The sequence below is a fragment of the Streptomyces sp. NPDC093544 genome (assembly GCF_040683495.1).
GTDB lineage: Bacteria > Actinomycetota > Actinomycetes > Streptomycetales > Streptomycetaceae > Streptomyces.
The window spans coordinates 68,736-92,232 of sequence record NZ_JBFBEA010000004.1 but is presented as its reverse complement, the minus strand read 5'-3'; the positions used below and the strand labels follow the sequence as shown (position 1 = coordinate 92,232).

The following is a 23,497-nucleotide window of genomic DNA, read 5'->3' as shown; positions in this document are numbered from 1 at the left end:
GGGATGAGCAGTACGCCCGCCACCGTGGAGCGCGCCTTCGAGGCCGCCCTCTATTCGGACTCCGACTCGGCCCTCGACACCGGCGCCTCGATGCTCGCCGCCGACCCCGCGTCCGACGCCGAACTCGCCAGGCGTGGCGAGGAGTTCGTCGCCAGGGCGTGGCGGCGCGGCTGGCAGCCCGCCGATCTCGTACGGTTCGTGCGCCGCGAGCTGGAGGACGTACACGTACAACTGGTGTCCGCGCTGATCGTGAGCGAGAACGACGAGCCCCATGGCCCCCGCTGGGCGGCCCAGCTCGAAGACCTGGACGCACAGCCGCCCCGCACCGACCGCTTCTCCTACGCCACGGCGGCCCTGGAGCTGTACCGACTCCTCCTCCGCCTCCCCTCCATCGAGCCGCTGGTCGTCCCGGAGGGGACCGCCGCCGCTCCGCAGGACTCCCGCATGCTCACCCGTATCCGCGCCCTGCTGGCGAAGGCCGAGGCGACCGGGTTCCCGGAGGAGGCGGAGGCGTTGAGCGCCAAGGCGCAGGAGTTGATGGCGCGGCACAGTATCGACGAGGCGCTGCTGGCGTCCCGTACGCATGCCAAGAACGCGCCCGGAGCCTGCCGGATCGGGGTCGAGCCGCCGTACGAGACGGCCAAGGCGGTGCTCCTGGGCGCGGTGGCCGGGGCGAACCGCTGCCGCGCCGTGTGGAACGACCACCTCGGCTTCTCGACCGTCGTCGGCTTCGAACCCGATCTGGAGTCGGTCGAACTCCTCTACACCTCGCTGCTGGTGCAGGCCACTGCCGCGATGACGAAGGCGGAGGCGGCGCAGCGGGCCGGGGGACGGAAGCGTACGAAGACCTTCCGGCAGTCGTTCCTGGCCGCGTACGCGCACCGGATCGGCGACCGGCTCGCGTCCGCCGCGGAGAGCCAAGTGGCTTCCGCGGAGGGCGAGTTGCTGCCGGTCCTGGTGGCCCGCGATGTGGCGGTCACGGACCACATGGAGCGGATGTTCCCGGAGACGGTGACCACCCGGCTGCGCGGGGTGACCGACGCGGCCGGCTGGCAGGAAGGTGCCGCGGCGGCGGACCGGGCGCAGGTCAGGGGACGGCGCCCCATTCCCTGACCAGCTCACCATTTCCTGACCGGGGGCTCAGTCGCCCGCGTGCAGGTCCGTGATCTGGAGGCTCAGCCGCCCGCGTGCAGGTCCGTGACCTGCGGGCTCAGTCGCCCGCGTGCTGGAACGGGCTCACGGAGGCGTCCGGGTCGTCCGCCCCGGTCTTGCCCGCCTTCCCGGCGACAGGGCCGTACGACCACGGGAAGTCCTGGGTGGCGGTGGCGCCGGGCAGGCTGACCTTCACCGTCTTCGCGTCGAGACTGTTGGCGTCGGCCGCCTCGCCCCGTACATAGGTGATGGTGAAGGTCACGGTGTCGTCCTTCGCCAGCGTCAGCTTCTCCGGCTGCGCGGCTTCGTCCCCGGCCACGGTCGCGGAGGCCTCGCCGGCGTTCAGGTCGATGCCGGGGAAGCCCTCCAGCGTGCACTCGGCACCGCTGTTGGTGATCGTGACGGGGACGATGCCGGTGTCTCCGGCGGCCGGGGCGGCACTGGCGGGGTCGACCTCCATGCCGACCTGGCCGACCTTGCAGGCGGAGGAAGCGTCGGAAGCGGCGGAGGCCGTGGCCTTCGTACCGCCATCACTGCCATCACCACCGCCGTCGTCATTGCCGCCATCCCCGCAGGCGGTCAGAGTGAGGGCCGCGACGAGGGCGGTGACGGCGATCGGTATGGCGCGCATGTTTTGGTTCCCCTGAGATCGTGACGGTGCTCCGAGGATCATCACGCACACCGCGGCGCTCCCGCTCCACCACCCCCGGCCGTCTCATCTCCCGGACCTCGCACATGGACCTCGCACGCGGACCTTGCACCCGGACCTTGCACCCGGACCTCCCTCCGGGGCCTTCCTCCCGGATCTTCCGCCTGGACCGCGAACGCCCCGAAACCTACATACGCTGACGGGATGAGCTGGCTTCGGGTGGCGATCCGATCGCCGATCCCACCGGCGCCACCACGGCCGGCCCCAGCGGCGCCCCCACCCCCGACCCCACCAGCACCCCCACCGTCCGCGAAGCCCACCTAGCCGCCCGCGCCGCTACACCGCAGTGGCCCGCGCCCAGGATGAGCCCGTACGTCACAGGGGCCTGTCCCGGACCGCGGCCGTCGACGCCGAGGATGCCCTCGACAAGATGGGCCGCGTCGCCATGCTCATGGAGGCGCACCTCCCGGACCGTGACGCGGCCCCCGTCCCGGCCGCCGCCCGCTTCGCAGAGGCGCTGCGCACGGCCACCGAACAGGGCGCCGAGGCCGTCCGCGAGAGCCGCATCCCGCGCTGGGACGCCGTACACGAGGCCCTGGAGGCCTGGGACGGCGCGGGCGTTCCCGAGGGTGGGCCCGAAGCGGCGGTCCGTCAGAGTGCCGGTCTTCTCCTGAACGCCCTCACCGAACTCTCCGCAGTCCTCGACACCGCCGAACCTCCCATGACGGTCGACGGGTCCGAGAACGCGGACGGGCCGCGGAACCCGAAGGATTCCGCGGCCCGCCCATGATCCACCGCAGGGTCAGCCCAGGCTCGCCGTGGGCAACCCCGTGGGCAGCTGCCCGCCCTCGGACTTCGTGTACGACTCCTCGCCGAGGTCGCCCTCCCAGGTGACCTTCATGGTCGTACCGCTCACGGAGTCGACCATCCCGACCGCGCGGTCCTTGTTGCCGTTCGTGCAGGTGAGACGGATCATCTGCATGCCCGACTCCTCGCCCGCGCTGCCGCTGCACACCGTGCCGCCGGTCTCGAAGAGCCCCGCCTGCGTGCCGGTGATCACCAGCGCCACGGCCTTGCCGTCCGTCGTGGCCAGCCAACTGCCCTCCAGCTTGCCGCCGGAGGGGGAGGCGGATCCTGAGCCACCTCCGGTGTCGCCCGATCCGCTCGCGGACGCGCTTGGGCTCGCGGAGTCGTCAGCGGAGCCGTCGTCGCCCCCGCTGCAACCGGTCAGTACGAGCGCGGCCGTCAGGCCCGCGACCGCGGCCGCCGCCGCGATACGCACCCGACGTCGCGGGAAGGTCGCCGAAGTCACTGAAGCCCCCAAGGGTGGAGAAGATGCCGGGGTCGCCGGAACGACCGCAGCAAGTTACCAGGAGGACTTGCGAACCCCGGGAAGGAATCCAGCATGCGCCTGCTCACGCAGATTCACCCGGGAGAGGCCGAAGGTACGGAGATAGCCGCGAGGCCGGCCGTCCACACTGTCCCGGTTGCGTACGCGGGTGGCGCTGGCGTCGCGCGGCTGCCTGCGCAACTCCTCCTGGGCGGCGAGCCGTTCGGCCTCGCTCGACGACGGCCGCCGGATGACCTCCTTCAGCTCGGCCCGCCGGGCGGCGTACCGCGCGACGATCTGCCGGCGCTCGTCGTTCTTCGCGATCTTGCTCTTCTTCGCCATCAGACCTTCACCCCTCGGGCGCGAATCCTCGCCACCGCCGCCTCGACGCCGATCGTGTCGACCGTCTTGATCCCGCGTGCGCTCAGCCGCAGCCGTACGTGCCGGCCCTCGCTCGGCAGCCAGTAGCGCTTGCGCTGGATGTTGGGGTCGAAACGGCGTGCGGTGCGCCGGTGGGAGTGGGAGATCTGATTGCCGAAACCCGGCTGGGCGCCGGTCAGCATGCAGTGGGCGGACAAGGGTGACGCACCTCTCTGGACCATTGGTTGGTAATGGGAGTCATTTTCAGTAAGGTATCAGCATGGCACGCAACGAACTCCGTCCGGTCGTCAAACTCCGGTCGACGGCCGGGACCGGCTACACGTACGTCACCCGCAAGAACCGCCGGAACGACCCGGACCGGATGGTCCTGCGCAAGTTCGACCCGGTCGTCCGCCGGCACGTCGACTTCCGAGAGGAGCGCTGACCGTCATGCGCGAAGGAATCCACCCGTCGTACGGCCCGGTCGTCTTCCGCGACCGCGCCGCGAACCACGCCTTCCTCACCCGTTCCACGCTCGCCGCCACGGCGGGCGGCAAGACGATCGAGTGGGAGGACGGCAACACGTACCCGGTGTTCGACGTCGAGATCTCGAACGTGAGCCACCCCTTCTATACGGGCAACGCGCGCGTGCTGGACACAGCGGGCCGTGTGGAGCGCTTCGAGCGACGGTTCGGCAAGCGCGGGGGCCGCTGATGGGAGGCGGGGGGCTGTCCGTCGCGATCGTCGGCGGGCTGCACGCCGATGCCCGCAGGGCGGCCGTCGAGTGGCTGCTGACGGACGTACCGGGAAGTGTCGCGCTCCACCACGACCTGGCGACGGCCGCGGCGGGCACGGTCGTCCGTACGATCCGCGACGCCACCGGCGTGCTGTCCGTCGGCGAGGCACCCCTCGTCAACGACTGCGCGTGCTGCGCCCTGCGCGAGGACCTGGTGCCGGAGCTGGAGCGACTCGCCGACAGTGCTGCCGCGGGGCTCACGACGCTCGCGATCGTCGAGCTGTGGGACTCGGTCGAGCCGAAGGCCATGGCCGAGGTTGTGGCGGCCGCCGGTCTCACGCTGACCGGCGTGATCACAGCCGTCGACCCGGCCCTGCTCCTGCCCTATCTCGGCAACGGCGACGACCTCGCCGACGGCGGCCTCGCCGCGGCCGCCACCGACCAGCGCACGGTCGCCGACACCTTCGCCCGCCAGCTGGAGTACGCGCCCGTCCTCGCCATCGCCCCCTCCGAGGAGGCGGACGACGAGGACCGCGCGCTGCTGGCCCAGTTGCACCCGACGGCCCGGCAAGTCCCGATCGGGGAGGGGGACTTCGCCTCACCGATGCCGACGCCGACGCCGATACCGATGTCGACTCCGACCCCGACTTCGATGCCAACTCCCCGCTCCCCGCTCGCCGAAGCCGCCCTCGCCGGTTTCGACGTCGACGCGGCCGCCGCCGCCCAGCACCCCGCCTGCGCACGGCTCCCGGCCGAGGCCGACGAATGCGGGGTCGCCACCCTCGTATGGCACCGTCGGCGTCCGTTCCACCCGGAGCGGCTGTACGAGGCACTTGAGGATCTGACCTGCGCGGCCGCGCGCAGCAGGGGCCGGTTCTGGCTCGCGGACCGGCCCGACACGCTGCTGCACTGGGACGCTGCCGGGGGCGCGCTCTGTGTGGAGAGCGCGGGCCCCTGGCTCGCTTCGCTGCCGGACGCGGCGTGGGACATGGTCCCGCCGGTGCGCCGTGCCGCCGCCGCCCTCGACTGGCACCCGGAGCACGGCGACTGCTGCCAGCACCTGGTCTTCACGTCCCCGGGTCTGGACCGCGACGGACTCGAACTGCTCCTGGAGTCCTGCCTGTTGACCGACGCCGAGTACGCCGCCGGGCGCACCGCCTGGAAGCGGCTCCCGCCCGCCTTCGACACCCTCCTGGAGGTCTGACCCCATGGCCCGCAAGCCCGAGCGCAGTTCCGAGCGCAAGTCCGAGCGCAAGCCCGCGAAGTCCCGCCCCAATCCGCTGGACCGCGACAAGATCACGTACATCGACTACAAGGACACGGACCTGCTGCGCCGGTTCATCTCTGACCGCGGCAAGATCCGCAGCCGCCGCGTCACGCGCGTGACGGCGCAGCAGCAGCGGATGCTGACCCGCGCGATCAAGAACGCCCGGGAGATGGCACTGCTGCCGTACTCCAGCCGCTGACCAGCGCTCCGACCTGCTGGTGGCACATGCTGCTGGGGGTTCCCTGTGCGTCACACGTAGGGAACCCCCAGCTTTATCCGGTACCTATTTGTCGAGGTTTCAAGGAGGTTGGAACACAGCGGCCCTCGCGTGCGTCTCTTCTTAGAGGGCACGGGGGGAGAGATCGTGTGTGATGCGATCTTCTGGGAATGCGCTAGGGACCAGCTGTAGTCGCCTGCACAACCGCCTGTAGTCAAAGGGCCGGTAAAAGCTGTAACCACAGGACCACCCCGCGTGCACGTGCATCTGCCCATGCATCTGCACATGAACAGAGCTATGATCCGGGTCAGTTGACCACTGCATCAATGGCCACATCAGCCACTGCACGACCGGGGAGCGACCTGTGGACCACGACGTGTACGACGTGGATTTCGTGGATGACGTGTACAACGGCATGGCTGCGACCGAGCTGAACGGAGTGGCCTGGCAGAAGAGCCGGCACAGCAACTCGCAGGGTTCCTGCGTGGAGTTCGCGCGACTGCCGGGCGGCGACGTAGCCGTGCGGAACTCGCGGTTCCCCACCGGGCCCGCGCTCGTCTACACGCGCGCCGAGATCGAAGCCATGCTCCTGGGCATCAAGGACGGCGAGTTCGACCACTTGGTGGCGGGCGCCTGACTACGCAACCGAATGTGATCGCCGCAGCTCAGTGAGTAACGCGCGTAGAACCGCGGCGCCGGAAGGCGCCGCGGTTCTTCAGTCGCAGGGGGTCGCGGGCGGAGCCGACGGCAGCCGGAAAAGTGCCCACACGACCTTGCCGCTGAGGGTGCCCGCGAGCGGGTGCCAGCCCCAGCTGTCGGAGAACGAGTCGACGAGGAAGAGGCCGCGGCCCGACTCCGCCGAGAAGTCCTCCGAGTCGCCCGCGACCGGGCTGTCGTGACTGGGGTCGCGCACCGCGCACACCAGACGCTCGGTCCACCGCATCAAGTGCAGCCGCACGGGCGGCCCTTGGTCCTCCGGGCGGGGCGTGTCCGAGGGCAGTGCGTGCCGCAGCGCGTTGGTGACGAGCTCGGAGACCACCAGACAGGCATCGTCGAAGCGGTCGCCGACCTCCCACTGGTCGAGCGTTCTGCGGGTGAACTGCCGCGCCTCGCGCACCGCTTCGTAGCGGGCGGGCAAGGCGCAGGAAGCGGCGTTGGACACGGCCGCAGGATCGAGCGGCGGAAGTCCCTGCCGTAAGGGCTCGAGCATGGTCGATCCATTCGTCCCCATGCGAGGCACTCCCGGGTGTTCGCGGTCGATGCGATGCAGCGGTGGCGCGAGGACCATGGTTCCGAATGCGCAGAGCAGATGCAAGGGCAGATGCACGTGCACGCGCCCGAATTGGACCTTCCTCTACCGGTTCTTGCTCATTTCTTCTGTCACCTTCTTCACTCTTGTTGTCCCTCAAGTGGTCTGTTCCTGTGGCAGTCCTTTGAATCCTTTCCATTTCTGTAACCGAACGAGTACAGCTCGAAGTGTTTTAGTGGCAGACTGCGGCCCCTGAAGACGGTTGGGGAGGCGGACGAACGTGAGCGCTGGTGAGTCGAGCGGCTCGGTGGTGCGGCGCATGCTGCTCGGATCACATCTCAGGCGCCTGCGAGAGGCGCGTGGAATCACCCGTGAAGCGGCCGGTTACTCGATCCGCGCCTCCGAATCGAAGATCAGCCGCATGGAGTTGGGACGGGTGAGCTTCAAGACGCGTGACGTCGAGGACCTGCTGACGCTCTACGGCATCATGGACGAGGCCGAGCGCACGTCCCTGGTGTCCCTCGCTAAGGAAGCCAACGTCGCGGGCTGGTGGCACAGTTACTCGGACGTCCTGCCCAGCTGGTTCCCGACCTACGTCGGCCTTGAGGGCGCGGCTCATCTGATCCGGGTGTACGAAGTGCAGTTCGTACACGGCCTGTTGCAGACCGAGGCGTACGCGCACGCGGTCGTCACGCGCGGTATGAAGGGCGCGAGCGCCGCCGACATCGACCGGCGCGTGGCGCTGCGCCTGGAGCGCCAGAAGTACCTCGTCGCCGAGAGTTCCCCCGAGTTCCACATCGTCCTCGACGAGGCCGCACTGCGCCGCCCGTACGGCGACCGCGAGGTGATGCGCGGACAACTCCAGCATCTGATCGAGGTGTCGGAGCGTCCGAACGTGCGACTTCAGATCATGCCGTTCAGCTTCGGCGGCCACTCGGGAGAGAGCGGCTCCTTCACCATCCTCAGCTTCCCCGAGTCCGACCTGTCCGACGTCGTCTATCTGGAGCAGCTCACCAGCGCGCTCTACCTGGACAAGCGCGAGGACGTCACGCAGTACGAGAGCGCGTTGAAGCAGCTGCAGCAGGACAGTCCGGGCCCGTCGGAGAGCCGTGACCTGCTCAGGGGTCTGCTCCAGCTCTCCTGAGAACCCCGTGGGAACTTTCCAGGATTTCCTGGGACTCTTCACAGGATCTCCCGAGGTGTTCCCCAACTCCCTTGAGACACAAGTACGATGACGTCCGATCAGTCGTTGATCGGATGTCTGCTTCGGCAGCGCAGGGATTGAGGGATTGAGGGAGCACATGTCGTCCTACTTCACCGACCTGGCCCAGCAGTACATCGACGGCGAGTGGCGTCCAGGCACCGGTTCCTGGGACATCATCGACTTCAACCCGTACGACGGCGAGAAGCTGGCGTCGATCACGATAGCCACGGTCGACGAGGTCGACGACGCCTACCGCGCAGCCGAGCGCGCCCAGAAGGCATGGGCCGCCACCAATCCGTACGCGCGCCGTACCGTCTTCGAGCGCGCCCTGCGGATCATCGAGGAGCGCGAGGCGGAGATCGTCGAGGTGATCATCGCCGAACTCGGCGGTACCCACACCAAGGCGGGCTTCGAACTCCACCTCGCCAAGGAGTTCCTGCGCGAGTCGGTCCAGTGGGCGCTGCGCCCCGAGGGCAAGATCATCCCGTCGCCGGTCGACGGCAAGGAGAACCGTGTCTACAAGGTTCCCGTCGGCGTCATCGGTGTCATCAGCCCCTTCAACTTCCCCTTCCTGCTGTCGATCAAGTCCGTCGCCCCGGCGCTCGCCCTCGGCAACGCCGTCGTCCTCAAGCCGCACCAGAACACCCCGATCGCCGGCGGTTCCCTGGTCGCCAAGGTCTTCGAGGAAGCGGGCCTGCCCGGCGGCCTGTTGAACGTCGTGATCACCGACATCGCCGAGATCGGCGACGCCTTCATCGAGCACCCGGTCCCGAAGGTCATCTCCTTCACCGGTTCCGACAAGGTCGGCCGCCACGTGGCCACCGTCTGCGCCGCGAACTTCAAGCGATCGATCCTCGAACTCGGCGGCAACAGCGCCCTGGTGGTCCTGGAGGACGCGGACATCGACTACGCGGTCGACGCGGCGGTCTTCAGCCGCTACGTCCACCAGGGTCAGGTCTGCATGGCCGCCAACCGCATCCTGGTGGACCGCTCGATCGAGGCCGAGTTCACCGAGAAGTTCGTCGCCAAGGTGAAGACGCTGAAGGTCGGCGACCCGAGCGACCCGACGACGGTCATCGGCCCGGTCATCAACTCCTCGCAGGCGGACGCGCTCACGAGCGTGGTCGACCAGGCGATCGCCGAGGGCGCCACCGCGCTTGTGCACGGCACCGCGACCGACAACCTCGTCTCGCCGAGCGTCCTGACCGGCCTGCCCGCCGAGTCGGCCCTCTTCCAGCAGGAGATCTTCGGCCCGATCGCCATCCTCGTGCCCTTCGACGGCGAGGAGGAGGCGGTCCGTATCGCCAACGACACGCCGTACGGGCTCAGTGGCGCCGTCCACACCGCCGACGTCGAGCGCGGAGTCGCCTTCGCCAAGCAGATCGACACGGGCATGTTCCACGTCAACGACGGCACCGTCCACGACGAGCCGATCGTCGCCTTCGGCGGCGAGAAGAACTCGGGCATCGGCCGCCTGAACGGCGACTCCGTGGTCGACGCGTTCACCACACAGAAGTGGATCTCGGTGCAGCACGGGCGGAGCTACTTCCCGTTCTGAGCCTTCTGGCTTTCTGGTTTTCTGGCTTTCTGGTTTTCGACGGGCCCTTGCGGACAGAAGCTGTCCTAAAGGGCCCGTAGCTTCATCGGTGTCAGGCAGAAGGTGCCGGGCAAGAAGACCCGATGAAAGGCGGCCGGTCATGGTCACTCACGTTCCCGCAGAGGCACACGGAGACGAGCGCGGGGCCCTCCTGGCCTTCGTCGAGGCCCAGCGCGGCGGCCTGCGGCGCGCGGTGCTCGGACTGAGCGACGAGGAGGCGGCGCGCACGCCCAGCGCCAGCGAGCTGTCGCTGTCCGGGCTCGTCAAGCACGTCGCCGAGTGCGAGCTGAACTGGCTGCGGATGGCCCAGCAGAAGCCCAACGAGCGGGCGCGTACCCAGGAGACCTGGGGCGACAGCTTCCGGCTCGTCGAGGGTGAAACGCTGGCCGAGACCCTCGCTTTCTGGGACGGCGTGGTCCACGAGACCGAGGAGTTCATCCGCTCCGTCGGATCCCTGGACGACACCTTCCCGCTGCCCGAGGCGCCCTGGTTCCCCAAGGGCGACGTCTCCATGCGCTGGCTCCTGCTCCACCTCGTGGAGGAGACCGCCCGGCACGCCGGCCACGCCGACATCATCCGCGAGTCCCTGGACGGCGCGACCGCCTTCGAACTGGTCGCCAAGGAGCAGGGCACCTCCGGGGAGCAGGGCGGCGGGTCCTAATGTGGACCGCATGTCAGCGATCCGTCTCCTGGTGCTCGGCGCCGTCCGCCAGCACGGGCGGGCCCACGGCTACCAGGTGCGCAACGACCTGGAGTACTGGGGCGCGCACGAGTGGTCCAACGCCAAGCCCGGCTCGATCTACCACGCGCTCAAGCAGATGGCGAAGCAGGGCCTGCTGCACGCGCACGAGATCGCGCCCTCCACGGCGGGTGGCCCGCCGCGCACCGAGTACGAGATCACGGACAAGGGCACCGAGGAGTTCCTGTCGCTCCTGCGTGAGTCCCTGACGTCGTACGACCAGAAGATGGACGTCCAGTCGGCGGGCATCGGCTTCATCGTCGACCTGCCGAGGGCCGAGGCGGTGGCCCTCCTGGAGGAGCGGATCCGGAAGATCGAGGACTGGCGGGGGGCCGTCACCGAGCACTATGTGCCCGAGGACGGCCCTGAACAGCTCGGCCACATCGGCGAGATCATGAACCTCTGGGTCCACACCGCCGACTCCGACGCCGAGTGGACACGCGGCCTGATCGCACGGATCGAGCGCGGGGCGTACGCCTTCGCGGGCGAGGGCGAGCCGTTCGTCGGCGTCCTGACCGAGGGCGAGGAGAACCCGTACGCGACGGGGACGCCACATCCCGGGGACCGCGGTTAGTCAGGTCTCACGGTTGACCAAGTCGCACGCCTAGCCAAGCCTCACGGCTAATCAAGTTTGACGAATGGTTCTTCCGGGGATTACTTTCGAGGTGTAGTCAAGTTTGACTACTTGGCGAAGGGGATTGGATGACCGACGCGATCGTCGCTGAAGGTGTACGGAAGCGGTACGGCGACAAGGCGGCCCTGGACGGCCTTGACCTGGCGGTCCGGCGCGGCACCGTACACGGACTGCTCGGTCCGAACGGAGCCGGCAAGACCACCATGGTGCGCGTGCTGACCACCCTGCTGCGGCCCGACGAGGGCCGGGTGGAGGTCGCCGGGTACGACGTGGTGCGCGAGGCCGGCCGGGTCCGGCACCGCATCGGCCTGCTCGGCCAGCACGCCGCGCTCGACGAGGAACTCGGCGGACACCAGAACCTGGAGATGTTCGGCCGGCTCCACCACCTGGGCGCCCGCCACGCGCGCGTGCGGGCCGATGAGCTCCTGGAGCGCTTCGGCCTGGCCGACACGGGCCGCAAGGCCGTCAAGCAGTACAGCGGCGGCATGCGGCGCCGCCTGGACCTCGCCGCGTCCCTCATCACCGAGCCGGAGGTGCTGTTTCTCGACGAACCGACGACCGGGCTCGACCCGCGCGGCCGGGCGGAGGTGTGGGCCGCCGTCCGCTCGCTGGTCGGCGGCGGTACCACGGTCCTGCTCACCACGCAGTACCTGGAAGAGGCCGACCAACTCGCCCATCGCATCTCCGTCGTCGACCACGGAAGGGTCATCGCGGACGGCACGGCCGACGAGCTGAAGGCTCGCACCGGCGGTGACCGGATCGACGTGGTCCTCCGCGACGGCGGCCAACTGGGCGCTGCCGTCGCCCTTTTGCCGTTCCCTGCCGACGGCGTCTCCGTCGACACCGACCGCCGCCTCCTCAGCGCCCCGGTCACCGACCGCATGGCCGCACTCGCCGGGGCCGTACGGGCCCTGGAGGAGGCCGGCATAGAGGCCGAGGACATCGCGCTGCGGCGGCCGACGCTGGACGAGGTGTTCCTGGACCTGACGGGAGCCGAGCCCCCTACGGACCGCATGGACCGCCTGGACGGCACGGACCGCACGGAGGAGACCGTATGAGTACGTACGAGGCGATCCGCCCCGGGGCTTCGCGGGCTTCGGGGGCGTACGTCCTGACCGACTGCTGGACCATGACCCGCCGCGAACTCGCCCACTGGGCACGGCAACCCGTCCAGGTGCTCGTCGGCCTGGTCTTCCCCGTGATGCTGCTGCTGATGTTCGGCTATCTCATCGGCGGCGGCCGGGGCGTCCAGGGCGACTACGTGGACTTCCTGGTGCCCGGCATGCTCGCGCTGACCATGGCCTTCGGCCTGGAGGGCACGATGCTGGCCGTCACCCAGGACCTCAACAAGGGGGTGATCGACCGCTTCCGCTCGATGCCGATGACCAACGGGGCCGTGCTGGTGGGCCGTTCGGCCGCCGACATGCTCCAGTCGGCCGTGGCCCTGGTCGTGATGATCGGCGTCGGCTACGCGATCGGCTGGCGCGCGCACGGCACGTTCGCGGCGTTCCTGGGAGCTGTCGGACTGCTGCTGCTCTTCCGGTTCGCCATGCTGTGGATCGGCATCCACCTCGCGATGGTGGCCGGGAAGCCGGAGATGGTCCAGGCCGTGCAGATCCTGGTCTGGCCGGTCGGCTTCCTGTCCAACGCGTTCGCGACCCCGGACTCCATGCCCGGCTGGCTGGGCACGGCGGTCGAGTGGAACCCGATGTCCCAGACGGCGACGGCGGTACGGGACCTGTTCGGCGGGCCGGGCGGGGAGCCGGGGCACGTCTGGGCGGCGGTGGCCTGGCCGCTGGCGCTGCTGGCGGTGTTCCTTCCGCTGGCGGTACGGAGGTTCGGGGCGCTGAGCAAGTAGACGTAGGGCGCCCTCGACCCTGCGCCCGAAAAGTCGTCGCGAGGAAATGGGAACCCGAGCGCGGCGAGCGGTGTACCAGAAATGACGGCGCATCGCGGGATCGGGGGACTGGCATGAAGTGGGGATGGGGCAGGGGCAGGACGGTGGTGGCTGCCGTGCTCGGCGTACTGGCGATGTTGGCCGGATGCGTCGACGCGGGCGCGGGCGCGGAAAGGGGCGAGAGCGCGGGCGCGGGTGCGGACAGAGGCGCTGGCGAGGTCGCGGGCAGCAGCGCCCCCGCCCGGCCGGGGTCCGCGCCACCACCCATCCCCTCCTCACCGGACCTGCCCGGCGTTCCGCACGCCGTCGGCTTCGCAGCGGACGCCACCGGCTTCGCGCTGCTCGCGGAGTGCGGGGAAGCGCCTTGCCGGCAGCACGTTGCCGTGCTCGACAAGGGCGCCGACTCCTGGCGCCTCGGGCGCTCCCCGCTGCCGGACGTGACCGGGGGCTTCGGCATCACGGCTGGGCTCGTGGTGCTGGGCCCCGGCCGTGTGCTGATCACCGAGGGGTGGTTGCCACCGCCCGACCGGACCTGGTTCACGGACGACGGCGGACGCACCTGGCGGCGAGGCTCCGTCGCTCCCTCGGGCACGACTCCCGAGGTACCCGAAGGAGGCGCCCTGGTCCAGGACTGCTCCCGGCTGGACGAGGAGGGGAACAACTGCGAGGCGTCCCGGCTGCTTGTGATCCTCCCGGACACGGGCCGCTTCGAAGTCCTGGCCAACCAGCCCCCGCTGGCGGGTCGGCTGGGTCCGGCAGGGGAGACCGCAGACGGACTGCTCTTCGCCTCAGGCACGGACCCGAGCTCCGGCCTCCCGGCACTCGCCGTCAGCGAGGACCGCGGGCGCACCTGGCGTACGGCCCCGCTCACCAGCTCCGACAAGCAGGGCTGGGGAATCCAGGTGGTCGCGTCCGGAGACGTCCTGTACGCGGTTCAGTCAGGCCCGTTGCCTGCCGAGGAGGGCGTGAAGAACGGCCTGCGCGCACTGCACCGCAGCACCGACGGAGGCCACACCTGGGAGCGGGTCCGGAGGTACCGCAAGGGCGTGGACCCGCGCTCCACTCTCGGCGATCCGGTCGCCGCCGCAGACGGCAGCCTCACCATCCACGGCGAGGACGGCGTCTGGCGCAGCACCGACGGCGGCCGTTCCTTCGAGGCGGCCAGGGGCTCACAGGGCCTGGGAGGCTCGGCGACCGTGACACCGCTCGGCTACCTGGCGGGCGACAGCTTCGGCGTCGGGAGCTACCGAATATCCGCCGACGGCATCCGCTGGCACAGTTTCGTACTGGGCGACGGAGACTGACCAGGGCCGGCCGGAGCGGCGGTTCAGTGGTGGAAGCCGGTCGCCGCGCTCTTGTCGCGCGTCAACGGATGCGGCTGCCGGCGCAGTTCCGGCAGCAGCCGCCCGAGGTCCTCCACGAACAGCTCGGCGAGGTCCTCCGAGAAGCCGTTGCGGCACACCACCCGCAGCACGGACAGGTCCTCGCGGTTCGCCGGGAAGGTGTACGCGGGCACCAGCCAGCCCCGCTCGCGCATCCGCCGGGACACGTCGAAGACGTCGTACGCGGTCACGTCGGGCTTCGTCGTGAAGGCGAAGACCGGCAACTCGTCGCCTCGGGTGAGGAGTTGGAAGTCGCCCAGTGCCTCGATACGTCCGGAGAGCCCCAGCGCCACGTCCCGGGTCGTCCGCTGCACGGCCCGGTAGCCCTCGCGGCCCAGCCGCAGGAACGTGTAGTACTGCGCGACGACCTGCGCGCCGGGCCGGGAGAAGTTGAGCGCGAAGGTCGGCATGTCGCCGCCCAGGTAGTTGACCCGGAAGACGAGTTCCTCCGGCAGCTCGACCGCCGACCGCCACAGCGCCCAGCCGACACCCGGGTAGACGAGGCCGTACTTGTGACCCGAGGTGTTGATGGACGACACCCTCGGCAGCCGGAAGTCCCAGACCAGGTCCTCGTCGAGGAAGGGAGCGACCATCGCGCCGGACGCGCCGTCCACATGCACCGGGATGTCGAGCCCGGTCCGCTCCTGAAGGGCGTCCAGGGCCGCGCACAGATCGGCGATCGGCTCGTACGACCCGTCGAAGGTGGACCCGAGGATGCCGACGACCCCGATGGTGTTCTCGTCGCACAGCTCGGCGGCCGCCTGGGGGTCGAGGTGGAACCGGTCGCCCTCCATGGGGACCTGGCGCGCCTCGACCTCCCAGAAGTTGCAGAACTTGTCCCAGCAGACCTGGACGTTGACACCCATGACGAGATTCGGGCGTGCGCCCGGGTAGCGGTCGGCGTTCCGCTGGGCCCACCGCCGCTTCAGCGCCATTCCGGCCAGCATGCACGCCTCGCTGGAGCCGGTCGTCGAACAGCCCACGGCGGCCGCCGGATCGGGCGCGTTCCACAGGTCGGCGAGCATGGCCACACAGCGCCGCTCCAACTCGGCGGTGCGCGGGTACTCGTCCTTGTCGATCATGTTCTTGTCCTGGCACTCGGCCATCAGCAACCCGGCCTGCGGCTCCATCCAGGTGGTGACGAAAGTGGCGAGGTTCAGCCGCGAGTTGCCGTCCAGCATCAGCTCGTCATGGACGAGTTGATACGCCGTCGTGGGCGGCAGCGGCCCGTCCGGGAGCCGGTGCTTGGGCGGTGCCTCGGTCATGCCGCCGACCGGATTGGCCTCCCCGAAGAAGGGGTTCACGGACATGGGGCGCTCGTCGCGCTTCTGGGGGCCTTGGTGGAGCGCCATGACATCTCTCCTAGCGGATCGGGGTTCCGTCGTCGTGAAGTTGCATCTGCGGGCGTCCGGTGACGAGCAGCCAGGCCGGTACCGACGCCAGCACCAGCAGCGGCAGCACGGCCGGGTCGGACACCAGGATCGCCGCTGTGAACAGGCTGATCCAGCCCTGCCGGGTGACGGCCAGCAGTACGCCGAGGACACCGCACACCACACCGACAGTGGGATGCACCTGCGGTGCCAGAGCGTGCGTGCACAGTCCGAGGGCCACCCCGGCGAAGACGGCGGGAAAGATCCGGCCGCCCCGGAAGCCGCAGGCCGCGGCGATCAGGAGTGCGGCCAGTTTCACCACGGCCATCAGCGCGAACCGCCCGGCCGACCAGCCCTCCGGGTCCCCGGCCAGCGCCTTCACCTCGTCCAGCCCCTTGAAGAGTGTCAGATGCCCGCCCAGGGCGCCCAGCAGGCCGAGGACGAGCCCGCCCACGGGAATTGCCAGCATGGGGTGCCCGAGCCGCGAGAAGGCGCTGTGGACGTAAGGGAAGGCGTACACCGCGGCCATCCCGGCCACCGCCCCGACCGAGGCGACCACCAGGGCGGACAGGAGGTCGCCCCAGCGCGGGCCGCTGTAGTCGGGCAGAGACAGGTCGAAGCTCGGGTGGGCGAGCAGCGTCATGGTCAGCGCACCCGTGCCGCCCGCCAGCAGCGGCGGCAGCAGCCGGTCCCAGAGGGCGCCGGGTCCCGGCTGCCCGGCCAGCACCTCGGAGAAGATCAGCGCGGCGGCCACCGGCGTCCCGAACAGCGCGCCGATCGTGCCCGCGGCCGCCAGCATCATCCACAGGGTGGCGGGGGAGCCCGGGGCCGCCTTCCTGCCCAGCCAGTAGGCGAGAGCGATGTTGGCGGCCGTGATCGGGTTCTCGGGGCCCAGACTCACCCCGCCCGCCAGCGCCAGGACGGTGGCGAGGAGCAGCCCGGGCAGTACGCGGGGCGGCAGGGGCGGGTCGACCAGCCCCGTGGTCGCCGGGTCCGGCCCCGCGTGCCCCGGCACTTTCCACACCACGAGGCCCACGGCGACACCGGTGGCGGTGAGCATCACGATCATCCAGAGCACCGAGTAGCGGCCCACGTCCAGCGCGTCCGGCAGGGTCTCCCACAGGACGTCCTGGAGCCGCTCGGCCACCAGGCTGATGCCCAGCAGGACGAGCGCCGCCGCCACACCGACCACCACGGAGGGCACGATCAGTGGAAGCAGTCGCAGCGCGGGGACCTGTTCGGGGTCCGGTTCCGCCTGGGCTTCTGTGGTCACGCGCACACCCTAAGTGGGCGAAACCGACATAACACCCCGAGGGTCCCCTCCGTGACGTCGGGAGGCCCGCCCCGGGCCCCGGAAACCCCGGATTTCGGACTTGCACCTCACGTCACGTGAGGCCTCAGCCTGGGAGACGTACGGAGAGGAGAAGGGAGCGGAAGTGAGTTATCCAGTGGGCCAGGTCGCCGGTTTCGCCGGAGTCACGGTGCGCACGCTGCACCACTACGACGAGATCGGCCTGCTCGCGCCGAGCGAGCGCAGCCACGCGGGCCATCGGCGTTACAGCGACGCCGACCTCGACCGCCTGCAGCAGATCCTGTTCTACCGGGAACTCGGCTTCCCCCTCGACGAGGTCGCCGCCCTGCTCGACGATCCGGCCGCGGACCCGCGCGCGCAGCTGCGCCGGCAGCACGAACTGCTGACCGCCCGGATCGAGAAGCTGACGAAGATGGCCGCGGCCGTGGAACACGCCATGGAGGCACGCACGATGGGCATCAACCTCACGCCCGAGGAGAAGTTCGAGGTCTTCGGGGACAAGGATCCGGAAGAGCACTCGGAAGAGGCCGAGCGGCGCTGGGGCGGCACGGAGGCGTACGCCGAGTCGCAGCGCCGCGCCGCCCGGTACACCAAGGACGACTGGCAGCGGATGCAGGCCGAGGTGGCCTCCTGGGGCGAGCGTTACGACGTCCTGATGGAGGCCGGTGAGCCGCCGACCGGTGAGCGCGCCATGGACATGGCCGAGGAACACCGGCAGCACATCACCACATGGTTCTACGCGTGCTCGTACGAGACCCACCAGGGCCTCGGCGGGATGTACGTCTCCGACGAGCGCTTCAAGGAGTTCTACGACTCCATGCGCCCGGGGCTCGCCGAGCATCTGAGGGACGCGATCGGGGCGAACGCGGCCCGGCACTCCGAGGGAGCCTGACGGTAAGGGGCGTCGCCAATTGGCGACGCCCCTTACCGACGTGCACTTCTTCGCCCAGTCCCTGCCCTCGGGCCAGTCCTGTTCACTACTCCTTCACCAGGACCACCGCCGTCCCGTACGCGCACACCTCCGTGCCCACGTCCGCCGCCTCCGTCACGTCGAAGCGGAACATCAGCACACCGTTGGCGCCCCGCGCGCGTGCCTGTTCGACAAGCCGCTCCATGGCCTGGTTGCGGGTCTCCACGAGCGTCTTGGTGAGCCCCTTGAGCTCACCGCCGATCATCGATTTCAGACCCGCGCCGATCTGGCTGCCCAGATGCCGGGAGCGCACGGTGAGGCCGAAGACCTCGCCGATGACTTCCTGGACCCGGTATCCGGGTGCGTCGTTCGTCGTCACGACCAGAACGTCCGACTGGGGTCCCTGTCCGCCGCCGTACTCTTCGATGCCCATGACGCCCAGCTTTGTACGGCTCACAGCTTTGTACCAGTCGGCTCACAGTGCATCCTGTAGGCGTCGGTGGAACCTGGGCGGGACGCGCTGCGTTGATAGCTTTGGTCGGCCGCATCTGGACCGCCGTCTTTTCCTTCACCCCTCAGGAGCCCGGAACCGTGACGACGCTTGCCCTCGGACCAAGCTGGCTGGATCCGAACACGCTCCTGGACAACTTCGGTATCTGGGGCCTGCTTCTCATCGTCTTCGCCGAGTCCGGCCTGCTCATCGGCTTCTTCCTGCCGGGTGACTCACTGCTGTTCACCGCCGGACTGCTGATCACCGCGGGCACGCTGGACTTCCCGCTGTGGGCGGCGATCGCATTGATCTGCGTCGCCGCGATCCTCGGCGACCAGGCGGGCTATCTCTTCGGCAAGAAGGTCGGACCCTCGCTCTTCACTCGCCCGGACTCCCGCCTCTTCAAGCAGGAGAACGTGGTCAAGGCCCACGAGTTCTTCGAGAAGCACGGACCCAAGTCCCTGGTCCTGGCCCGCTTCGTGCCCATCGTGCGCACGTTCACGCCGATCATCGCCGGCGTCAGCGGCATGAAGTACCGCTCGTTCATCACGTACAACGTCATCGGTGGTGTTCTCTGGGGCGCCGGCGTCACGGCGCTCGGCGCCTGGCTCGGCAACATCGAGTTCGTGCACAAGAACATCGAGGCGATCCTGATCCTGATCGTCCTGATCTCGGTGATCCCGATCGTCATCGAGTACCTCCGGGCACGCGGCAAGTCCAAGAAGGAAGCCGCCGAGGCTCCCGAACCGGCTCCCACCGGCCCGGCCGACGACGAGACCGCACAGCTCCGGGTGCCCCCGTTCCAGCAGTACCAGAGCCAGAACCAGGACCCGCACCAGAACCAGAGCCAGGACCCGTACCAGGACCCGAACCAGCCTCCGCGCGGCGGCCGCCACGCCAAGCGGTAACACCGGCAGGACCGGGAACCCGTACGACCGGGAACCCCGTACGACCGGGAACCCCGTACGACCGGGCACCTCGTACGACTAGAAGCCGCGCGTCCGCTTGGCCGCGCGGCGGCCCCCGGCGCCTCCGCCCGGCACCCGCAGGAACAGCCGGGAGATCTCGGACCCGAGGTTCACGCCGATGGCGATGGCCATCGCGAGGGCGGCGGCCTTGGTCAGGGACACGAGCCCCTTGTCGAGCTCGTTCTGGGCGATGGACAGCAGGCCGAAGTAGGTGGCGGAACCCGGCAGCAGTGGTCCGATCGCGGCCGTGGTGTACGGGAGCGCGGACGCGAACCGGTAGCGGGACAGCAGCTGTCCGAACAGGCCGACCAGACCCGCCGCCACGGCCGTGGAGGCGACCGGTGAGATGCCGCCGGCGAAGTGCATCGCCCCGTACACCGACCAGGCAACGCCTCCGTTGAGGGTCACCGCGAGCACGGTGGACCGTTCCTGCTGGAGCAGGATCGCGAAGGTGAGCGACAGCAGCATGGACGCGGCGATCTGCAGCAGGGGCCGCTCGGAGATGCTCAGGGCCTGGTCCGGGTTGAGTTGCGCGCCCAGTTTCACGCCGAAATAGAGCACAAGAAGTACGCCGACGACGATGCCCACAAAGAAGTACATGACTTCCAGCAGGCGCGCGGACGCCGTGATGTAGAAGCCCGTCAGACCGTCCTGCACGCCCGCGACGAGCGCCCGCCCGGGCAGCAGCGCGAACAGCCCACCGGTGATCACCGCGGAGGCCTTCACGTCCATGTGCGCGAGCTGGATCGCCACACCGATCGCGGCGGGAGGCGTCGCGGCCACCGTGAACTGGTAGAACTCCGGCAGCCCGCGCCCCGCGCACAGCCACGCGAGCCGGTCGCCCAGCATCGCGCCGAGCGCGGCCGCGACGAACACGAGGGCGTCACCGCCGACGAGTACCGAGGCCGCGCCGGCCAGCAGTCCGGTCGCGGAGGTCAGCACCCAGCCGGGATACGGGTGCCGGTTGCGCCGCATCTCGGCGAGCCGCCCGTACGCCTCCTCCAGGGAGATCGCGGTCTCCGGGTCGCTCAGGTCGTCCACGAGCCGGAAGACGGCCGCGAGGCGCGTGTAGTCGGTGCCCCGGCGGCGTACGGTCCGGGACGCCGTCACCGGGTCCTCCACCAGGGACGGCTGGTGGGAGATGGACAGCAGCGTGAAGGTGACCGTCGGCTCGCAGCGGTCCAGGCCGTAGCTGCGGCACACGGCGAACATCGCCGCCTCCACGTCCTCGGCGCCCTCACCGCCGGCGAGCAGCAGCTCGCCGATCCGCAGGGTCAGGTCGAGCACGCGCGGGACGGCCGGCCCCGACTCGTCCTCCTTGTGGACCAGTTCGGGCGCGGGCCGCTCGGTCACCGGCATGCGCAGCATCTCGCGCATCCGGTCCTGCCAGGGCAGATCCTTGGTCAGCTTGACCGTGGGGATGCCCGTCGGAGGCGTGAACGCGGGCCAGGCGCTCTGCGCGCTGTACGAAGCCGGGGTGCTGAACGCCGAACCCTCGGAGTCGGCCGCGGACGGCTGGGCCACGTCCAGCCCCCTCGGGAGCGCGAACTCGGACGTCGTCGACGACTCGTCATCGACCGTCGAGGTCTGCGGCGGTGCCACACCGGCCGGCTGGGAGAAGGCACTCCTCGCCTCGTCCGACTGCGGTTTGCGGTCTTCCGCCTCCGGGTCCGCCACGAGCTCCTGCCTTGCCTTTCGTACATGTGCGTGTGCGCGTACGCCTCTTCCGTACCTTCCGTATGCCTCAGTATGCGTACGGATACGCGAACGGGCCGCGCGACCCCTCAGGATCGCGCGGCCCGAACGGAAGCGGGAGGGCCTCAGTGGCCGCCCTGCTCCTTGAGGCGCTTGTAAGAACGCTCGATCTCGGCCTCGGCCTCCGTGCGGCCCACCCAGTTGGCGCCCTCGACGGACTTGCCGGGCTCCAGGTCCTTGTAGACCTCGAAGAAGTGCTGGATCTCCAGGCGGTCGAACTCCGACACGTGGTGGATGTCACGCAGGTGCTCCACCCGGGGGTCGTGCGCCGGGACACACAGCAGCTTGTCGTCGCCGCCGGCCTCGTCCGTCATACGGAACATGCCGATCGTGCGGCACTGGATGAGGCACCCGGGGAAGGTCGGCTCGTCCAGGATGACCAGCGCGTCCAGCGGGTCGCCGTCCTCGCCGAGGGTGTTCTCGACGAATCCGTAGTCGGCCGGGTAACTGGTCGAGGTGAAGAGTCGACGGTCCAAGCGGATCCGACCGGTCTCGTGGTCCACCTCGTACTTGTTCCGCGAACCCTTCGGAATCTCGATCGTGACGTCGAACTCCACCGGTGGCTCCTCCATGATCAGCACATAGTTCTGGTGGTTAAGTGTCCCTCACGCAGGTGTGTGATCGCGAAAGGGGCTGGTGGTCGTGCCAGAGGTGAGGGTTTGGCGGGCCGCAAGACCGCATGTGGTGCGGCTCGCGAGTTCGGTGAAACCGCACGTGGCGCGGATCACCCAAGCCGTGCGGCCGCGTCCAGTCAAGTTCACGACCCCGCAGCTCACAGTCGTCGCCGCCACCGTGGGCCTGGCGCTCGCGGCCGGGGCGGTGGCCGCGGCCGGTCCCTGGGACTCCTCGGGTCAGCGTACGGCGGAGCGCGACTGGGCGGCATCGCGGGCTGGCGAGGGTGGCACAGATCACGGCCTTACGTCCGCTACGGGGCCCCGTCCCGCGCCCAGCGCCGCCACCGTACTGACCGGACTCGGCGGCTCCACCTCCAACGGTTCGGTGCCCGCACCCGCCGAGAAGGCGCTCGCGGACGTCCTCGACCCGCTCCTGAAAGACCCCGCCCTGGGCGCGGAGCGGACCGCCGTGGTCGTCGACGTGGCGACCGGCAAGCGGCTGTACGGCAAGGGCGCCGGCGAGGCCCAGACCCCGGCCTCCACCACGAAGATCGCCACCGCCGTCGCCGCGCTCTCGGCGGTGGGCGCCGACCAACGCATCACCACGCGCGCGGTCCTGGAGCCCGACACCAAGGAGGTCGTCCTCGTCGGTGCCGGCGACCCGACCCTGTCCGCCCGCGAGGACGCGAAGGGCTGGGCGAGCCTGCGGACCCTGGCCGACGAGACGGCAACCGCCCTGAAGGCGCGCCATTTGTCCCAGGTGACGCTCTCGTACGACACCTCGCTCTACTCGGGTGCCACCGTGCATCCCATCGGCGCCAACCCCAACCTCGCACCGGTCACCGCCCTGATGGTGGACGAGGGCCGCACCGACGACTCGGACAGCGGCACGGCCACGCGCAGCGAGGACCCGGCGGGGGACGCGGCCAGGGAGTTCGCGAAGCTGCTCCAGGCCAAGGGCATCAAGACGACGTCCCCCGGTCCCTCGAAGGCGACGGGCCGGTCCCAGGCCCTCGCCTCGGTCTCCTCGCCGCCCCTGTCCACCCTCGTCGAGCGGATGCTGACGAACAGCGACAACGACATCGCGGAGGCACTGGCCCGACAGGTCGCTCTCGCGACAGGCCAGCGGGCGAGTTTCGAGGGCGGCGCGAGGGGGATCGGCTTGCAGCTGACGAAGCTCGGATTCCCCGTCTCCGGCGTGAAGTTCGCCGACGGAAGCGGTCTGAACCGCGCCGACAAGCTGACGGCCGACCTGCTCACCGCGCTGTTGGCGAAGGCCGGAGACCCCGCCCACCCCGAACTCCGCCCCGTCCTGACGGGCCTCCCCATCGCCGGCTTCACCGGCACCCTCAGCGACCGCTACGCCACCGACGCCTCCGCCACAGGCGTCGTACGCGCCAAGACCGGCACCCTGACAGGCGTGAACACCCTGGCGGGCACAGTGGTCGACACCGACGGCCGCCTCCTCGCCTTCGCCTTCCTGACCTCCGACGAGGCCCGTCCGCCGGAGCCGAAAGCGGCCCAGGCGGCTCTGGACCGTACGGCTACGGCGTTGGCGGGGTGCGGTTGCAGGTAGTCGGTCACCGCTGCGCCCACGGTGCCGGGCACCGATCGAGCAGAGCCCGGCCCCTGCCGACCCACACGGCATCAAGCGCACCGCCCGCA

27 protein-coding genes are annotated in these 23,497 nt (G+C 69.7%); 17 read left to right on the top strand and 10 right to left on the bottom strand.

The features are described 5' to 3' along the window. The first annotated feature begins 3 nt into the window (after nucleotides 1-3). Complete coding sequence (locus AB0N66_RS06650) at nucleotides 4-1,113, top strand: DUF2786 domain-containing protein (RefSeq protein ID WP_365429678.1); 1,110 nt, start codon at nucleotides 4-6, stop codon at nucleotides 1,111-1,113. Between the two features lie 97 nt (nucleotides 1,114-1,210). On the opposite strand, the gene AB0N66_RS06645 is transcribed toward AB0N66_RS06650, so the two are convergent. Further along, complete coding sequence (locus AB0N66_RS06645) at nucleotides 1,211-1,783, bottom strand: DUF4232 domain-containing protein (RefSeq protein WP_365429676.1); 573 nt, start codon at nucleotides 1,781-1,783, stop codon at nucleotides 1,211-1,213. A 364-nt stretch (nucleotides 1,784-2,147) separates the two neighbouring features. Here AB0N66_RS06645 and AB0N66_RS06640 point away from each other — a divergent pair, with 364 nt between their 5' ends. Next, on the top strand, nucleotides 2,148-2,591 hold the full coding sequence (locus AB0N66_RS06640) for a hypothetical protein (RefSeq protein ID WP_365429674.1): 444 nt from the start codon (nucleotides 2,148-2,150) through the stop codon (nucleotides 2,589-2,591). 12 nt (nucleotides 2,592-2,603) lie between these two features. Here the strand turns inward: AB0N66_RS06640 and AB0N66_RS06635 are convergent, their stop codons facing one another. Genes AB0N66_RS06635 through rpmB form a run of 3 tightly spaced genes read right to left on the bottom strand, consistent with a single transcriptional unit; the run spans nucleotide 2,604 to nucleotide 3,709 of the window. Beyond that, a complete protein-coding gene (locus tag AB0N66_RS06635; RefSeq protein WP_365429672.1) occupies nucleotides 2,604-3,113 on the bottom strand; it encodes a hypothetical protein in 510 nt (169 codons plus the stop codon). Nucleotides 3,114-3,167: 54 nt separating this feature from the next. Further along, nucleotides 3,168-3,473, bottom strand: coding sequence for a 30S ribosomal protein S14 (rpsN, locus tag AB0N66_RS06630; RefSeq protein ID WP_365429670.1), 306 nt, complete (start codon nucleotides 3,471-3,473; stop codon nucleotides 3,168-3,170). Then, entirely contained in the window at nucleotides 3,473-3,709 is a 237-nt protein-coding gene (gene rpmB, locus AB0N66_RS06625) for a 50S ribosomal protein L28 (RefSeq protein WP_365429668.1), read from the bottom strand. The genes rpsN and rpmB overlap by 1 nt, the downstream gene beginning before the upstream one ends. Nucleotides 3,710-3,771: 62 nt before the next feature. Between rpmB and rpmG the strand changes: the two genes are divergently transcribed. From rpmG to AB0N66_RS06600, 5 genes are all read left to right on the top strand, one after another. After that, complete coding sequence (rpmG, locus tag AB0N66_RS06620) at nucleotides 3,772-3,936, top strand: 50S ribosomal protein L33 (RefSeq protein WP_266457123.1); 165 nt, start codon at nucleotides 3,772-3,774, stop codon at nucleotides 3,934-3,936. A 5-nt stretch (nucleotides 3,937-3,941) separates the two neighbouring features. Further along, the gene (locus AB0N66_RS06615) at nucleotides 3,942-4,205 is read left to right on the top strand and encodes a type B 50S ribosomal protein L31 (protein ID WP_365429666.1); all 264 of its coding nucleotides are present in this window, start codon (nucleotides 3,942-3,944) and stop codon (nucleotides 4,203-4,205) included. After that, nucleotides 4,205-5,431, top strand: a complete 1,227-nt coding sequence (locus AB0N66_RS06610) for a GTP-binding protein (RefSeq protein ID WP_365429664.1) — start codon at nucleotides 4,205-4,207, stop codon at nucleotides 5,429-5,431. The genes AB0N66_RS06615 and AB0N66_RS06610 overlap by 1 nt, the downstream gene beginning before the upstream one ends. A gap of 4 nt (nucleotides 5,432-5,435) precedes the next feature. Further along, nucleotides 5,436-5,693 carry a 30S ribosomal protein S18 gene (gene rpsR / locus AB0N66_RS06605; RefSeq protein WP_365429662.1) on the top strand — a complete coding sequence of 86 codons (258 nt, stop codon included), beginning with the start codon at nucleotides 5,436-5,438 and terminating at the stop codon, nucleotides 5,691-5,693. Between the two features lie 382 nt (nucleotides 5,694-6,075). After that, on the top strand, nucleotides 6,076-6,348 hold the full coding sequence (locus AB0N66_RS06600; RefSeq protein ID WP_266457112.1) for a DUF397 domain-containing protein: 273 nt from the start codon (nucleotides 6,076-6,078) through the stop codon (nucleotides 6,346-6,348). Between the two features lie 78 nt (nucleotides 6,349-6,426). Here the strand turns inward: AB0N66_RS06600 and AB0N66_RS06595 are convergent, their stop codons facing one another. Continuing rightward, entirely contained in the window at nucleotides 6,427-6,942 is a 516-nt protein-coding gene (locus AB0N66_RS06595) for an ATP-binding protein (protein ID WP_365429660.1), read from the bottom strand. Nucleotides 6,943-7,279: 337 nt separating this feature from the next. Here AB0N66_RS06595 and AB0N66_RS06590 point away from each other — a divergent pair, with 337 nt between their 5' ends. The 7 genes from AB0N66_RS06590 (at nucleotide 7,280) to AB0N66_RS06560 (ending at nucleotide 14,335) form a co-directional block, all read left to right on the top strand. Continuing rightward, on the top strand, nucleotides 7,280-8,104 hold the full coding sequence (locus tag AB0N66_RS06590) for a helix-turn-helix transcriptional regulator (protein WP_365430222.1): 825 nt from the start codon (nucleotides 7,280-7,282) through the stop codon (nucleotides 8,102-8,104). A gap of 157 nt (nucleotides 8,105-8,261) precedes the next feature. Then, nucleotides 8,262-9,722 (top strand): aldehyde dehydrogenase family protein, encoded by a 1,461-nt coding sequence (locus AB0N66_RS06585; protein ID WP_365429658.1) that lies wholly within the window; start codon nucleotides 8,262-8,264, stop codon nucleotides 9,720-9,722. A 139-nt stretch (nucleotides 9,723-9,861) separates the two neighbouring features. Next, nucleotides 9,862-10,422 carry a DinB family protein gene (locus AB0N66_RS06580; protein WP_365429656.1) on the top strand — a complete coding sequence of 187 codons (561 nt, stop codon included), beginning with the start codon at nucleotides 9,862-9,864 and terminating at the stop codon, nucleotides 10,420-10,422. Between the two features lie 10 nt (nucleotides 10,423-10,432). Further along, nucleotides 10,433-11,074: a PadR family transcriptional regulator gene (locus AB0N66_RS06575; protein WP_365429654.1), complete on the top strand. Its 642-nt coding sequence runs from the start codon at nucleotides 10,433-10,435 to the stop codon at nucleotides 11,072-11,074. Between the two features lie 128 nt (nucleotides 11,075-11,202). Then, entirely contained in the window at nucleotides 11,203-12,192 is a 990-nt protein-coding gene (locus AB0N66_RS06570; RefSeq protein ID WP_365429652.1) for an ATP-binding cassette domain-containing protein, read from the top strand. Next, nucleotides 12,189-12,992 (top strand): ABC transporter permease, encoded by an 804-nt coding sequence (locus tag AB0N66_RS06565; protein WP_365429650.1) that lies wholly within the window; start codon nucleotides 12,189-12,191, stop codon nucleotides 12,990-12,992. The genes AB0N66_RS06570 and AB0N66_RS06565 overlap by 4 nt, the downstream gene beginning before the upstream one ends. 113 nt (nucleotides 12,993-13,105) lie before the next feature. Then, nucleotides 13,106-14,335 carry a sialidase family protein gene (locus tag AB0N66_RS06560; RefSeq protein WP_365429648.1) on the top strand — a complete coding sequence of 410 codons (1,230 nt, stop codon included), beginning with the start codon at nucleotides 13,106-13,108 and terminating at the stop codon, nucleotides 14,333-14,335. 23 nt (nucleotides 14,336-14,358) lie between these two features. On the opposite strand, the gene AB0N66_RS06555 is transcribed toward AB0N66_RS06560, so the two are convergent. Beyond that, entirely contained in the window at nucleotides 14,359-15,765 is a 1,407-nt protein-coding gene (locus tag AB0N66_RS06555; protein ID WP_365429646.1) for a glutamate decarboxylase, read from the bottom strand. A 10-nt stretch (nucleotides 15,766-15,775) separates the two neighbouring features. Beyond that, nucleotides 15,776-17,056, bottom strand: a complete 1,281-nt coding sequence (locus tag AB0N66_RS06550; protein ID WP_365429644.1) for an ion channel protein — start codon at nucleotides 17,054-17,056, stop codon at nucleotides 15,776-15,778. A gap of 163 nt (nucleotides 17,057-17,219) precedes the next feature. Between AB0N66_RS06550 and AB0N66_RS06545 the strand changes: the two genes are divergently transcribed. Then, complete coding sequence (locus AB0N66_RS06545; protein ID WP_365429642.1) at nucleotides 17,220-17,987, top strand: MerR family transcriptional regulator; 768 nt, start codon at nucleotides 17,220-17,222, stop codon at nucleotides 17,985-17,987. 85 nt (nucleotides 17,988-18,072) lie between these two features. On the opposite strand, the gene AB0N66_RS06540 is transcribed toward AB0N66_RS06545, so the two are convergent. Next, nucleotides 18,073-18,438: a YbjQ family protein gene (locus tag AB0N66_RS06540; RefSeq protein ID WP_365429640.1), complete on the bottom strand. Its 366-nt coding sequence runs from the start codon at nucleotides 18,436-18,438 to the stop codon at nucleotides 18,073-18,075. A 158-nt stretch (nucleotides 18,439-18,596) separates the two neighbouring features. Here AB0N66_RS06540 and AB0N66_RS06535 point away from each other — a divergent pair, with 158 nt between their 5' ends. Next, on the top strand, nucleotides 18,597-19,403 hold the full coding sequence (locus AB0N66_RS06535) for a VTT domain-containing protein (protein WP_365429638.1): 807 nt from the start codon (nucleotides 18,597-18,599) through the stop codon (nucleotides 19,401-19,403). 78 nt (nucleotides 19,404-19,481) lie between these two features. Here the strand turns inward: AB0N66_RS06535 and AB0N66_RS06530 are convergent, their stop codons facing one another. Then, entirely contained in the window at nucleotides 19,482-21,140 is a 1,659-nt protein-coding gene (locus AB0N66_RS06530; protein WP_365429636.1) for a threonine/serine exporter family protein, read from the bottom strand. 143 nt (nucleotides 21,141-21,283) lie between these two features. Continuing rightward, nucleotides 21,284-21,775 carry an inorganic diphosphatase gene (locus tag AB0N66_RS06525; RefSeq protein ID WP_168529311.1) on the bottom strand — a complete coding sequence of 164 codons (492 nt, stop codon included), beginning with the start codon at nucleotides 21,773-21,775 and terminating at the stop codon, nucleotides 21,284-21,286. A gap of 79 nt (nucleotides 21,776-21,854) precedes the next feature. Here AB0N66_RS06525 and dacB point away from each other — a divergent pair, with 79 nt between their 5' ends. Beyond that, nucleotides 21,855-23,408: a D-alanyl-D-alanine carboxypeptidase/D-alanyl-D-alanine-endopeptidase gene (gene dacB / locus AB0N66_RS06520; RefSeq protein ID WP_365429634.1), complete on the top strand. Its 1,554-nt coding sequence runs from the start codon at nucleotides 21,855-21,857 to the stop codon at nucleotides 23,406-23,408. Nucleotides 23,409-23,497 lie beyond the last annotated feature (89 nt).